Below are 12650 nucleotides of genomic sequence, written 5' to 3'. Positions count from 1 at the left end.
TGCCTAAACTCCATCGGGCGAAGAACTGACCGCCGCTGCTGTGGCGACCGGTACCAGCCGGCCGACAATACGCTCACGGTAGAGCGTATATAGCCCGCTGCCAATGACGATCACAGCGCCGATGATCATGGGAATATCAGGCAGATCACCAAAGAACAGGAAGCCGAGCAGGATAGCCCAAATCAGGCTTGTGTAACGGAAGGGTGCAACGAACGAAATTTCACCTTCTCGCATGGCAAGGATGATGAAGTGATAGGCCACGATCACACAGCACGAGGCGAAAAACAAAAGCGCGGTATTGGTCAGGGTCATCGGTGTCCATCCGCCCAAGGGAATGATCATGCCGATGCCAGCGACTGAGACGCCAACAGATGTGAGGGCCGATATCATCAGAACAGGGATAGTCTTGGGAACTCTACGTGTCGCGAGATCGCGCATGGCTGCGAAGATCACAGTGATGACGATAAGCAGCACATAATGGCTTACGCCATCGTAACCGGGACGAACAATGATGAGCACGCCTGTAAAGCCGATGGCAATGGCAATCCAGCGCCGCCAGCCCACCGGTTCACCCAGAAACACCGCCGCTCCAAGCGTTACTGCCAGCGGCAGGGCTTGCAGGATTGCTGACGTCAAGGCGAGAGGCACGTGAACCAGCGCAACGAGAAAGCTGACTGTACCCACGACTTCACCGACAACGCGCAGGATGGTCATCCGGTGCAGCGCATGGCGCAGCGGTATGAGCATGCCCTGATGCCAGCCAAGCAGCAGGATCATAATGGTTGCGAATGAACCGCGCACCAGCATGACCTGTCCCATATTCATGTGTTCGGCGACGAGCTTCACGGTGGCATCATTGAATGTGAAACTGGCCATGCCAATGGCCATATACAGGCTGCCACGAAGGTTGGGCGAAAGCGCCAAGGTGTTTATTCCAAATGAGAGCTGACGATTCTCCCCCAGAATCGCTGATATTGATATATCAGGCCAGACGGCTCTGCGCATTCGGAATGTTGGATAGAGACTGCGAAGACTTGTTTAACCGCCGGTTACGCTCATATGGCGGGAAACAGCCGGGCGATTATGGTTGCGGTCTATGATGAAATCATGCCCCTTCGGCTTACGGCCGATAGCTTCATCAATCGCATTGCTGAGCAGTTCGTTGCCCTCAGATGCCCGTAGCGGCTCGCGCAGATCCGCAGCATCTTCCTGACCAAGGCACATATACAGTGTGCCGGTGCACGTAAGGCGGACGCGATTGCAGCTTTCGCAGAAATTGTGCGTCATCGGTGTGATGAAGCCGAGACGGCCACCGGTTTCCTTGATCGAGGAATAGCGGGCGGGACCGCCGGTCTTGTAAGGAATGTCTTCCAGCGTGAATTCCCGCGCCAGATCGCTGCGTACCATCGACAGCGGCAGATACTGGTCCGTACGGTCGAGATCAATCTCGCCCATCGGCATGGTTTCGATGAGCGTCAGATCCATATCGCGGGCATGCGCCCAGCGGATCATTTCAGGGATTTCGTGATCGTTAAAACCCTTAAGTGCCACGGCGTTGAGTTTGATTTTAATACCAGCGCGCTGCGCGGCATCTATGCCTTCCAGAACGCGGTTCAAATCGCCCCAGCGGGTGATCGCATGGAATTTTTCCGGATCAAGCGTGTCGAGCGATACATTGATGCGCTTTACGCCGTGATCAGCCAGTTCGCGCGCGTATCGTGCAAGCTGCGAACCATTTGTCGTCAGCGTCAGTTCTTCAAGTGCGCCGGTGCGCAGATGGCGCGACAGTTCGCCAATCAGATGCATGATATTCTTGCGGACCAGTGGTTCGCCGCCAGTCAGGCGCAATTTCTTGACGCCTTTCTCGATGAAAGCGGTGCACAGCCTGTCCAGCTCTTCGAGCGTCAAAAGGTCTTTCTTGGGCAGAAATGTCATATGCTCGGACATGCAATAGGTGCAACGGAAATCGCATCTATCGGTCACAGATACGCGCAAATAGCTGATTGTCCTGCCGAAAGGATCAATCATAGGCGTCTGGGCAACAGGTCTGTCAAGCAATGCAATGTGGTCCAAGGAAACCTCCTTTTGAAGAAATAGGGCGGCGACCATCTGTTGTCCAGTCAATCTAAGGTTATGTCGCAACTGTGATTGCCGACTTGCGGCTCCATTCTTAGCGGCATAGAGAAGAATTCGTATCAAGGAGTAATATCATGACCAATGTCTGGCCCAAGGAACTGCGTGTAAGCAAGGATCGCCGGTCGCTGACTATTACGTTTGATACGGGAGAAAGTTACGCCTTAAGCGCGGAATTGCTACGCGTGGCTTCACCCTCGGCAGAAGTGCAGGGTCATTCGCCGGAGCAGCGTGTGACTGTGTCGGGCAAGAGCAATGTCGAAATCACCAAGATGGAGCCCATTGGCAATTATGCGGTGCGTATTACCTTTGATGATATGCACGATACCGGGTTGTTCAGCTGGGATTATCTGATCGATCTTGGCCGGAACAGAGACGAACGCTGGCAGGCCTATCTCGATGAACTGGCAGCGAAAGGCTTGAGCCGCGAGCCTGTCCTCACGCGCCGCTCCCATTAGGTCATCGCAACACGACGACTCTCGTGCCGATCGGTACCTGATCGTAAAGATATTTCACGTCGTCATTGGCCATGCGAATACAGCCGGAAGACATTGCCTGACCGATAGTCCATGGCTGATTGGTGCCGTGAATGCGGTACATGCTGGAACCGAGATACATGGCGCGAGCGCCCAGCGGATTGCCGGGGCCACCGGCCATGTAGGCTGGCAAGATGCGTCCTTTTCGGGCTTCGCGCGCCCGCATGATGGTTGGCGGTGTCCAACCCGGCCATTCCGCTTTCCGGGAAATGCGGTTGCTGCCGCTCCATGTGAAACCTTCACGCCCAACGCCGATGCCGTAAGCCATGGCGCGACCGGGTTCCGTCACGTGATAGAGACGGCGCTGTGCTGTATTGATCACGATCGTCCCCGGCGCATAGCCTGTGGCAAAAGAGACATATTGGCGTGGTATGGGAGAGCGATCCGATTGGTATTTCCCCGTTAATTTTTTAGGTTTTCCGGCAAGAAATATTTTCTTTATAAGAGTATCTCGCGCATCGGCAGGTGTTGTTAAAGTACTTATGCCCATCACGGCAAAGAAAAGCATAGTTATACGGAAATAATTGTTCATCGAATCCCCCAATCCAATGTTTCGAGTCACTTATGCTGTGACATTATTGCATGTTTTGCAAAAGAATTGATTTGGTCAAGGGTCTAGCGCACGAATCGCGATGAAAGCTGTGATGAATCGGGTTAAATGATACGAAAGTCGTATTCACCGCGCTTTTGGCAGTCCGTGTGAATATAAATCGGGGGGCGGGTTATTGTTAAAAGATTGTAAATAGGATGAGGCGAAACTGGCTGTGAATCATCATTCGTGGCCTGCATTGTCTGCGGGTTGAGACTGTACCATCTGGGCGAGCAATATGAATTCCTATTCGAAAAAGCATGCGATCTTTGTAGCTGCAATGTTGTCAGCAACAGCCATTTCCATGTCTCCGGCATCAGCCGCTGAGAATCTGATGGATTTCCTGTTCGGTAACCGGCGCGTTGAATCAAAACAGGTCTTTCCGCCCCAGCCCATACAGCCGACAGCGCCATCACGTTCGGCGCCGATCAAGCGCGTTACAGTCACCGCACCAAAGAATTACGATTACAAACCGGAAGCGCTGGTTCGTATCGATTTTTCCAAGATAGATCCGCAACTGACTGCCTCGGCGGACCATACATCTGATTCCAGTGCGCAGGTTCCGATGGAACAGTTTGGCCTGAAGCTGGATCATATACGTGCGGCCAACGTGCTGGCCGAAAAGGACATTGCTGATGCAATCGTTGCTTATTATGCAACCAAGCAGCAGCCCATCTGGACATCGTCATATGACGTTTCGGCCAAGGCGAAAGCTGTCGCGGCATTGTTTAACGCAGCAAACGAAGAGGGCCTTGATCCACAGGATTATGCCGTCAAAGTGCCTGCTGATGACTATGACAGGTCCAATATTCCCGCCCGCCTGAAAGAATTGGCCGATTTTGAGCTGAGCATGTCGGCGCGCGCCCTGCGCTATGCGATGGATCAGGGTGACGGCCGTATCAATCCGAACAAGCTCAGTGGTTTCTATGATTTCGCTGTTGACCGCGTTAAGGCGCGTGATGTCATCAACAAGCTGGCCTCGTCCAGCGATGCAGCTGCAGTGCTTCGCAGCTTTGAACCACAGAACAAGTGGTACACAGAGTTGAAACAAAATCTGCACGAGATCGGCGACAGCAGTGGCGAGACAACCGTGCGCGTTGCACCGGGCACGATGATCCGGCCGGGTGACGAAAACCCGGAGATTCGCAATGTTGTTGCCCTGATCAAAGCAAAAGCGCCAAAGGATTTCTTGGCCAAGCATGAAGCCGTGCTGCAGGCGCATGAGACTGCTACCGTGTATGACGAAAGTCTCGTCGAGGCGATCAAGGATTTCCAGACAAGTCAGGGCAAAAAGCCTGATGGTGTGATCGGCCGTGGTACGATCAGTTCGCTGCAGGGCGAAACGAACAGTTCCAAACGTGATCGCATTCTCTATTCGATGGAACGACTGCGCTGGTTGCCGCATGATTTCGGCAAGCGCTACGTTTTCATCAATCAGCCCGCCTACCGTGCCCAGTATTTTGACGACAATACCGAAAAGCTGGCGATGAATATTGTTGTCGGTTCGCCGACGAACCAGACCTATTTCTTCAATGATATGATTGAAACCGTTGTGTTCAATCCGTCATGGGGTGTACCGCGGTCGATCATTCTCAACGAGATGATGCCGAAAATTCTCAACAACCCGTCTTATCTCGAGAATAGCGGCTACGAAGTTTACGACAAATCCGGCCGGGTTATTCCGTCAAGCTCGGTGGATTGGTCGCAGGTTGCTTCCAGTGGCGGTGGTGTTGGCATTCGTCAAAAGCCAAGCCTCGACAATGCACTGGGCGAACTCAAAATCCTGTTCCCGAACAGCCACGACATTTATATGCATGACACCCCGGCGAAGTCCTATTTTAAAAAGGATATGCGGGCTTTGAGCCATGGTTGTATCCGTCTGGAACACCCGCGCGATATGGCTGCGGCGGTGCTGGGTGTACCGGTTGAGGAACTAAACCAATATTTCGGCAAGAATGAGCGTCAGGTTCGCGTCAAAGACCAGTTGCCGGTTTATGTTTCATACTTCACCGCATGGCCGGACGCGAAAACTGGTGCCATCCAGTATTATGACGACGTCTATCAACGTGATGCCTATATGGAAAAGGCGATCGACAAGACGCGCGCTGTCCGTCAGTCCGTCACTACTCAAACGACGGCGAAGCTTTAATCAACTTCGAAAGTGGGCAGGCTTTGGAACGCGAGTTTCAGGGCCTGCGACCAGCCTTCCGAGATGGCTTTGTAGTAGGGATCATTGTGTTCGATCCGCTTTTCAAAGCCAAGTTTGAGGCTATCTGATTCATAAAATTGCAGATCCAGGGGCAATCCGACGGAAAGGTTGGATTTGAGCGTGGAATCGAATGATACGAACAGAAGTTTTGTGGCTTCTTCGAATGTCATCGCTGGATCGTAGGAGCGCACAATGATCGGCTTGCCGTATTTGTGCTCGCCAATCTGAAAGAATGGCGTATCTGGCGAGGATTCAATGAAATTGCCTTCGGGATAGATCAGGAAAAGTCGTGGTTCGCCGCCCTTGATCTGCCCACCCAGAATAATGGATGCGCCGAACGAATCCGCACGCTGGCCATCTGAATCCACGTCGTGAATAACACTCTTGATTGTGTCGCCGACAAGCTTGGCCGTCTGGAACATGGACGGCATGTCGAAGATCGACGGAGCCCGTTCAGATGGTATTTTGGTCCGCTCATTCAGGATGCTGATAACAGTCTGGGTGGTCGCCAGATTGCCGGAGGATAAAAGCGTGATAACGCGGTCGCCACTCTTCGCCCAAGTGTACATTTTCTTGAACGTTGAAATGTTATCGACGCCGGCATTGGTTCTTGTGTCGGACATAAACACAAGGCCGCGGTCCAATTTAAGCCCGACGCAATAGGTCATAGCGAATCCCGAATTCCAAAAAAGTCTGGGCGATTACTGCTCTACATTGAGGTCTACGGCAAGTGATTCCATGCCGGCACCGAAGCGCATACCGGAAATTGGAGCCGCTTCATTGTAGTCGAGACCGCAGGCAATACGCACATAGGTCTCGTTCGGGCAGATATCGTTGGCCGCATCAAAACCCACCCAGCCCAGCCCATCAATATGGGCTTCAGCCCAAGCATGGGTGGCTGTCTGCTCGATTGTATTGGTCAGCATCAGATAGCCGGAGACATAACGGGCGGGGATTTTCAGCACGCGGGCTACCGAAAGAAACACGTGTGTATGGTCCTGACAGACGCCACTGCCAAGAACGAGTGCTTCTTCAGCGGTTGTATTGATATTGGTCGTGCCAGGTGTGTAAGCCACCACCTGATGCAGCTTGCTCATCAGTTCGTGCATTGTCGCCAGTCTGTCGTCCTTGACGTTAAGACTGGCGGCCAGATCGCGTACGGCTTCACCCGGCTTGGTCAGATCGGTTTCGCGTTCGTACAGCCAGGTGGGCATGAAATTGTAGACCTTGCCGTGAACGCCTGTGCGATCTTCCGTCTCCACCTGTCCGGCAGCGCGAATGACAAGTTCCTTGGCATCGCGGTTAACACGCACGAGTTGCGTCCGGTTGCCATAACCATCGCGGTAGCTGGCTTCCTGCTCCGCACCCTCGACTGTTACGGACCAGTCAATGACCTTTTGCCCTGGAGAACTTGATGGGTGCAGGCGCAGACGCTGAACAGCGTACTGCACTGGGGAATCGTACTGATAGCGGGACGTGTGCTGAATGTTGAGGAGCATGTTTTTCAATCAAAATTGTAGGCTTCGGCAATTTTGCTGCCTAGCCCGTTTGTCTGATAGATCAGGTCGCTCAAAAACTCATGCAGACCATTGTCGAAAATAGTGCGGATCTCATTGTTCTCAAGCCTCGTCATAATGCTTTCCGACATGTCATGGCACTCGTGACGCTTGCCGTAATCATTGGCCAGAAACTTGAGGTTATCGACAATATTGGAATAGCAGAAATTCAGGGATCGCGGCATACGTGAATTGAGAATGAGGTAATCGGCAATATTCACCGGATTGTATTCGACATCGTAGACCCAGCGATAAGAGCGGTGCGCGGAAACCGAGCGCAAAATCGATTCCCACTGAAAGTTATCGAGCGTCGTGCCGACATAAGAAATCGATGGCAGAAGCACGTAATATTTAACATCGAGAATGCGCGCCGTATTGTCGGCGCGTTCGATGAAGGTACCGAGACGGGCAAAATTAAAAATCTCGTTGCGCAGCATCGTGCCATGGAATGCACCGCGAATAATCGCGGTCTCGCGCTTGATCTGATCAAGGACGCGAGGCAAATCCGTTTCTGGGATCGGCGAGGCAAGCGTTGATTTCAGGATCATCCATGTCTCGTTGACGCTTTCCCAAGCTTCACGTGTCAGCGCTGTGCGTACCATGCGGGCATTGGAACGGGCTGTCTCGATGCAAGACATGACGCTCGATGAATTGCTGAGATCACGAAGCAGATAATCGGAAACCAGACTGGCGTTGAATTCTTTGTATTTTGCGCTGTAGCCGATTTTGACGCCGGCGCTCATCAGAACAGATGACCATTCCTCGGGTGCATCGGATGTTTTCGTCAACGCCATCCGCAAGCCGGCGTCGATCAAACGCGCCATATTCTCTGCCCGCTCAATATAGCGGAACATCCAGTAGAGACCATTTGCGGTGCGACCAAGAAGCATGTTTTGGTTGTATCCCTCTTTTATTTATTGTCGGGGCCGTCTGTGGCAGCCCTCATTCCCCATAAAATAGCGCAATTAGTCGTCGAGAACCCAGGTATCTTTTGTACCGCCTCCCTGACTGGAATTGACGACAAGTGAGCCTTCCTTCAAAGCGACGCGGGTCAAACCGCCCGGTGTGATGCGGATGCGGTCGGATACGAGCACGAAAGGGCGCAGATCAACGTGGCGGGGTGCCAGACCCTTTTCGGTCATGATCGGGGTCGTGGACAGCGCCAGCGTGGGTTGTGCTATGTAATTCTTCGGGTTGGCTTTAAGCTTTAGCGCGAAATCTTCCCGCTCTTTCTTGGTGGCGGCAGGGCCGACCAACATGCCATAGCCACCGGAGCCGTGGACTTCCTTGACAACCAGTTCTGCCAGATTTTCCAGCACATATTTCAATGTGTCGGGCTCGGAACAACGGTGGGTTGGTACATTTTCAAGGATGGCCTTGCGCCCCGTATAGAATTCGATGATCTCCGGCATATAGGAATAGAGCGCTTTGTCGTCAGCAATGCCTGTACCGGGTGCGTTGGCAATGGTGATGTTGCCCGAGCGGTAAACGTCCATGATCCCTGCTACGCCAAGAGCTGAATCGCGGCGGAAGGTGAGGGGGTCGAGATAGGAGTCATCGACACGGCGATACAGAACGTCGATGGCACGATTGCCTTCGGTGGTTCGCATGACCACTTTGCCATTTTCAATCTTGAGATCGCTGCCTTCGACAAGCTCGACACCCATCTGATCGGCCAAGAATGCGTGCTCAAAATAGGCTGAATTGTAGATGCCGGGCGTGAGAACTGCGATGGTCGGCGTTCCCTTGCATCCGGGCGGTGCGACGGCTGCCAGTGATTGCCGCAGCAATTTGGGATAGGTTTCTACCGGGCGCACCTTGATCTGCTGGAACAGCTCCGGAAACAGCTGCATCATTGTTTCGCGGTTTTCCAGCATGTAAGAAACACCCGAGGGCGTGCGGGCATTGTCTTCCAATACGTAGAACTGGTTCTCTTCGGTCCTGACAATATCGACCCCAATAATATGGGTGTAGACGTTACCCGGTGGCCGGAAACCGACCATTTCCGGGAGATAGGCGTCGTTATGGGTGAATAGCTCCCTTGGAATGCGGCCCGCGCGGATAATTTCCTGACGGTGATAGATGTCATCAAGGAAGGCATTGAGCGCCATGACGCGTTGTTCAATGCCCTGTGACAGGCGGCGCCATTCGTTGCCAGTGATGATGCGGGGAATAATATCGAAGGGGATCAGACGCTCAGCGGCTTCTTCATCGCCATAGACAGCAAAGGTAATGCCTGTCTTGCGGAACACATTTTCCGCATCTCGCGCTTTCTGCGCAAATCGTTCCGGGTTCTGGGTATCCAGCCAGGACTGCAACTGTTCATATGGCGGGCGTACCTGGCCGCCGGTTTTGATCATCTCGTCAAATGGCTTCACTCAAAATCCCCTTCACATGCGATTCATTCAAGCGCGTTGGGAAAAAAAGCAAGCACATTCCGCCATTTACGTTGGGAGCATCAAAATAGCTTAAAAAATAGGCAGCAGTTCCAGTTTTGGGGCAAATTGGCCTCGACTTCAGGTTAAACCGTAGGCGGCGAGGCGATCTGAGGCAGAAAGAAACCCGGATTGTTGCAATCCGGGTTTCGGAATCATTTAAATATCAAGCGACCTAGCGCAATACGCATTGGCGACGTGGTCCATTGTTTGGCTGATAGGTATTGTCATATGCGCGGTAAGACCGGTAGCGGTTGTAGCAGGCCTGTGTGTGGTAGCTCGTACCGCGCCTGATAACACGATCATTGTTGATAGAGTTGCCAATGATCAGGCCACCGGCAAAAGCGGCAAGCGGAAACCACGCACCGTTATGATACCGATATCCTGGACGATGATAGCGATAGCCGCGATGGCCTCCGTACCAGCGATCACCGCGCCAACCACGGTCACCTCTCCAACCACGGTCACCGCCCCAATGACGATCACCACGCCATCCGCGATCACCGCGCCAACCACGATCGCCTCTCAACGGACGCATACGCCAATTGCCATGATCTCTTACTTGCATCACTTGTGAGTTGCCTTCAATGGATTGGGGCACGATCGGTGCAGAATAACTTGCAACTGTACCCGCTGAAATCATGCCAATAGACATGGCCGCTGCGGTAAATAACGAAATGAGCTTTCTCATATTTCCTCCTGGAATCCGAAGATTTATCTTCGTTTTCATGCATAGAGTGAAGAAATGCCAGACAGTGCGCGAACTCGCGCAAAGTCGATCAATGCTGCAACGCTTGATTGCAGCATTTGTTCCTTGATACGACATTTTTCTATGAATGGTTCAGTGCTTGAAAGTTACATTCCAGCAGTAAAATCAAGCGTCGACAGCGTTGATCAGCTTTTCGACAAGCTTCATGTCCAATTCACGATAGTGTGAAATCACGCGGCTCGGCTCATAAGCTGAAACCGGCAAATCCGAATAGCCAAAGTCCACCGCTACCACGGGAATTCCAGCGGCCTTGGCTGTATCGATATCGGTGCGGCTATCACCGATCATCAAGGCGCGGTCACGGTCACCGCCGGCTTTCTTGATTGTCTCAAAAAGATGCCGTGGATCGGGTTTGCGAAAAGCAAATGTATCCGAACCGCAAATGGCGGTGAAGCGCGCTGTTTGTCCCAAAGCGGTCAGCAGGTTTGTCGAAAGACCTTCGAACTTGTTGGTGCAAACGGCAAGGAGGTAGCCTGCGCTTGCCAGATTATCCATGACATCTTCGACGCCTTCATACAGGGCGGAATGACCGGGCATGTTCTTGCTGTAATGTTCGAGAAACAGGCCTATGAGCCAATCCAGCTGTTCAGGACTGACGATTTTTTGTTGTGCTTCGAAAGCGCGCTGGATCATCACACGGGCGCCTTGCCCGACATAACGGCGCAGCGCAACCGGATCGACCGTCTGCATTCCTGCAGCATCAAGGCAATGGTTGAGACTATCGAGCAGATCAGGTGCAGTATCGACCAGAGTTCCATCCAGATCGAAAACCACAATAGGTTGAGACATTTTGCGCACCTGAGAAATTAGCGTTAAACCTGTGATCATCACTCAATACACGTTTTGGATGATGTCGCCATCGGCCATCACTTACACTGAAGTATAAGTATTGGGTAAAATCAGGTATCGAGCCTTGACCCGGTTGTCTGACGTGTTAGGGAGCCAAGTGTCAAGTCAAAGCGAGAGAGGGCGCCCCGGATGGATGCCAGGACATTGAAGATCAAGGCGGCAGCCGTAGCATTGACTTATGTCGAGGATGGCATGCGCCTCGGGATCGGAACCGGCTCAACGGCTGAGGAGTTCGTCCGGCTTCTGGCTGATAAAGTCGCTTCGGGATTGAATGTCATTGGCGTACCGACTTCGGAACGTACCGCTGCGCTTTGCCAGGAGCTTGGGGTCAAACTCACGACGCTGGAAGAAACACCGGAACTTGATCTGACAATCGATGGTGCAGACGAGATCGGCCCGGAACTGGCTTTGATCAAAGGTGGCGGCGGAGCATTGCTGCGTGAAAAAATTGTTGCGGCTGCTTCCGCGCGGATGGTGGTGATAGCGGACGAGTCGAAAAACGTGGAAATGCTTGGGCGCTTTCCGTTGCCAATAGAAGTCAACCGGTTTGGGCTCGCGGCGACAACTCTCGCCATTAAAGCGGCAGCTTCCCGGCTTGATCTCGCGGGTTCGCTTACATTGAGGATGACGGGAGCCGAAGCATTTGTTACAGACGGCGGGCATTTGATCCTGGATGCATCTTTTGGCCGCATTCCGGATACAAGAGCGTTATCAAACGCTCTGCACGCCATACCAGGCGTTGTGGAGCATGGACTATTTCTGGGACTGGCGCGCGTGGCCATTTTGGCCGGTGCTGACGGTATCCGAACACGAACACAGCCTTAACCGGCACAGTCTTGAGAAAAACGGAGCAAAAAATCCATGAACCGAGCAACTGGCTTTCGCCGTCTGATTGCACCTTTGTCTATCGCGATCATGCTGGGCAGTCTTTATTCCGCGCAGGCACAGGAAATTACCGCATCGCATCTTGCGGCTGCCCGTGCGGCCATCGCTGCAATCAAGGCAACTGACGTATTCGATTCGATTTTGCCGGATGCAGCGCAAAACCTGAAGGCAGAGTTGATCCAGAAGGATCCTAACCTTGAGTCGATCATCAGCAATGCCGTCGATGAACAAGCTTTGGCCTTGGCGGCACGCCGCGTTGATCTCGAAAATGAAGCTGCACGTGCCTATGCTGTCTCTTTTTCCGAAGAAGAGCTGAATGCCATTACCGGTTTCTACAATTCTCCTGCAGGCAAGAAGCTCCTGTCGGAAGGACCGATTGCGACGCGTGAAGTCATGAAAGCCGCCACCATCTGGCGCGGTGGCATCGCCCGCGATCTGGCACAGGCTGTTGCTGAGAAGGTTGTCGCTGCTGCTGCCGCCACGGCGCCTGCCGCAGCTCCAGCACCAGTTGCAGAAGAGCCAGCACCTGCTGCCGCTCCAGCACCGGCACCAGCCAAGCCTGCAAAGCCAGCTAAGCCTGCAGCACCGGCCAAACCAGCAGCTCCGGCCGCGCCGAAGCCATAAATACTTCTTTGTATTGTGATGTTGCAAAGCCCGGTTTCATCGCCGGGCTTTGTTCTTTTAAAGCG

The 12650-nt window shown here is 53.0% G+C and carries 13 protein-coding genes; 4 read left to right on the top strand and 9 right to left on the bottom strand.

All coding sequences use genetic code 11. The features are described 5' to 3' along the window. Positions 1-3: 3 nt before the first annotated feature. Together HB779_RS17100 and moaA are read right to left on the bottom strand one after the other, a co-directional pair. Positions 4-924, bottom strand: a complete 921-nt coding sequence (locus tag HB779_RS17100) for a DMT family transporter (RefSeq protein WP_244642405.1) — start codon at positions 922-924, stop codon at positions 4-6. A 114-nt stretch (positions 925-1038) separates the two neighbouring features. Continuing rightward, positions 1039-2028: a GTP 3',8-cyclase MoaA gene (moaA, locus tag HB779_RS17095; protein WP_188345984.1), complete on the bottom strand. Its 990-nt coding sequence runs from the start codon at positions 2026-2028 to the stop codon at positions 1039-1041. 182 nt (positions 2029-2210) lie between these two features. On the opposite strand from moaA, the gene HB779_RS17090 reads away from it, so the two are divergent. After that, positions 2211-2591 carry a gamma-butyrobetaine hydroxylase-like domain-containing protein gene (locus HB779_RS17090; protein ID WP_188343461.1) on the top strand — a complete coding sequence of 127 codons (381 nt, stop codon included), beginning with the start codon at positions 2211-2213 and terminating at the stop codon, positions 2589-2591. A gap of 1 nt (position 2592) precedes the next feature. On the opposite strand, the gene HB779_RS17085 is transcribed toward HB779_RS17090, so the two are convergent. Then, positions 2593-3159, bottom strand: a complete 567-nt coding sequence (locus tag HB779_RS17085) for a L,D-transpeptidase (RefSeq protein WP_371823937.1) — start codon at positions 3157-3159, stop codon at positions 2593-2595. A 337-nt stretch (positions 3160-3496) separates the two neighbouring features. Between HB779_RS17085 and HB779_RS17080 the strand changes: the two genes are divergently transcribed. After that, on the top strand, positions 3497-5407 hold the full coding sequence (locus tag HB779_RS17080) for a murein L,D-transpeptidase (protein WP_188343459.1): 1911 nt from the start codon (positions 3497-3499) through the stop codon (positions 5405-5407). Here HB779_RS17080 and HB779_RS17075 read toward each other — a convergent pair. From HB779_RS17075 to HB779_RS17050, 6 genes are all read right to left on the bottom strand, one after another. Further along, complete coding sequence (locus tag HB779_RS17075; RefSeq protein WP_188343458.1) at positions 5404-6135, bottom strand: proteasome-type protease; 732 nt, start codon at positions 6133-6135, stop codon at positions 5404-5406. The two genes, HB779_RS17080 and HB779_RS17075, sit on opposite strands and share 4 nt — an antisense overlap. Positions 6136-6168: 33 nt before the next feature. Beyond that, the gene (locus tag HB779_RS17070; protein ID WP_188343457.1) at positions 6169-6966 is read right to left on the bottom strand and encodes a transglutaminase family protein; all 798 of its coding nucleotides are present in this window, start codon (positions 6964-6966) and stop codon (positions 6169-6171) included. Positions 6967-6971: 5 nt separating this feature from the next. Continuing rightward, the gene (locus HB779_RS17065; protein ID WP_188343456.1) at positions 6972-7913 is read right to left on the bottom strand and encodes an alpha-E domain-containing protein; all 942 of its coding nucleotides are present in this window, start codon (positions 7911-7913) and stop codon (positions 6972-6974) included. Between the two features lie 75 nt (positions 7914-7988). Beyond that, positions 7989-9401 (bottom strand): circularly permuted type 2 ATP-grasp protein, encoded by a 1413-nt coding sequence (locus tag HB779_RS17060; protein ID WP_188343455.1) that lies wholly within the window; start codon positions 9399-9401, stop codon positions 7989-7991. Positions 9402-9633: 232 nt separating this feature from the next. Continuing rightward, positions 9634-10113, bottom strand: a complete 480-nt coding sequence (locus HB779_RS17055) for a BA14K family protein (RefSeq protein WP_188345983.1) — start codon at positions 10111-10113, stop codon at positions 9634-9636. 219 nt (positions 10114-10332) lie between these two features. Continuing rightward, a complete protein-coding gene (locus HB779_RS17050; protein ID WP_371823865.1) occupies positions 10333-11025 on the bottom strand; it encodes an HAD family hydrolase in 693 nt (230 codons plus the stop codon). A 180-nt stretch (positions 11026-11205) separates the two neighbouring features. On the opposite strand from HB779_RS17050, the gene rpiA reads away from it, so the two are divergent. Together rpiA and HB779_RS17040 are read left to right on the top strand one after the other, a co-directional pair. Continuing rightward, positions 11206-11901: a ribose-5-phosphate isomerase RpiA gene (rpiA, locus tag HB779_RS17045; protein ID WP_188343453.1), complete on the top strand. Its 696-nt coding sequence runs from the start codon at positions 11206-11208 to the stop codon at positions 11899-11901. A 36-nt stretch (positions 11902-11937) separates the two neighbouring features. Further along, positions 11938-12585, top strand: coding sequence for a DUF2059 domain-containing protein (locus tag HB779_RS17040; RefSeq protein ID WP_188343452.1), 648 nt, complete (start codon positions 11938-11940; stop codon positions 12583-12585). Positions 12586-12650 lie beyond the last annotated feature (65 nt).

This window comes from Phyllobacterium sp. 628 (assembly GCF_014189505.1).
GTDB lineage: Bacteria > Pseudomonadota > Alphaproteobacteria > Rhizobiales > Rhizobiaceae > Phyllobacterium.
Note: the sequence above shows the minus strand (reverse complement) of the source record. Positions and strands in the feature narration are given on the sequence as shown.

Coding starts and splice junctions, on each gene's coding strand:
- moaA (WP_188345984.1), bottom strand. CDS start 2,028: ATGATTGATCCTTTCGGCAGGACAATCAGCTATTTGCGCGTATCTGTG.
- HB779_RS17090 (WP_188343461.1), top strand. CDS start 2,211: ATGACCAATGTCTGGCCCAAGGAACTGCGTGTAAGCAAGGATCGCCGG.
- HB779_RS17085 (WP_371823937.1), bottom strand. CDS start 3,159: ATGGGCATAAGTACTTTAACAACACCTGCCGATGCGCGAGATACTCTT.
- HB779_RS17080 (WP_188343459.1), top strand. CDS start 3,497: ATGAATTCCTATTCGAAAAAGCATGCGATCTTTGTAGCTGCAATGTTG.
- HB779_RS17075 (WP_188343458.1), bottom strand. CDS start 6,135: ATGACCTATTGCGTCGGGCTTAAATTGGACCGCGGCCTTGTGTTTATG.
- HB779_RS17070 (WP_188343457.1), bottom strand. CDS start 6,966: ATGCTCCTCAACATTCAGCACACGTCCCGCTATCAGTACGATTCCCCA.
- HB779_RS17065 (WP_188343456.1), bottom strand. CDS start 7,913: ATGCTTCTTGGTCGCACCGCAAATGGTCTCTACTGGATGTTCCGCTAT.
- HB779_RS17055 (WP_188345983.1), bottom strand. CDS start 10,113: ATGTCTATTGGCATGATTTCAGCGGGTACAGTTGCAAGTTATTCTGCA.
- rpiA (WP_188343453.1), top strand. CDS start 11,206: ATGGATGCCAGGACATTGAAGATCAAGGCGGCAGCCGTAGCATTGACT.
- HB779_RS17040 (WP_188343452.1), top strand. CDS start 11,938: ATGAACCGAGCAACTGGCTTTCGCCGTCTGATTGCACCTTTGTCTATC.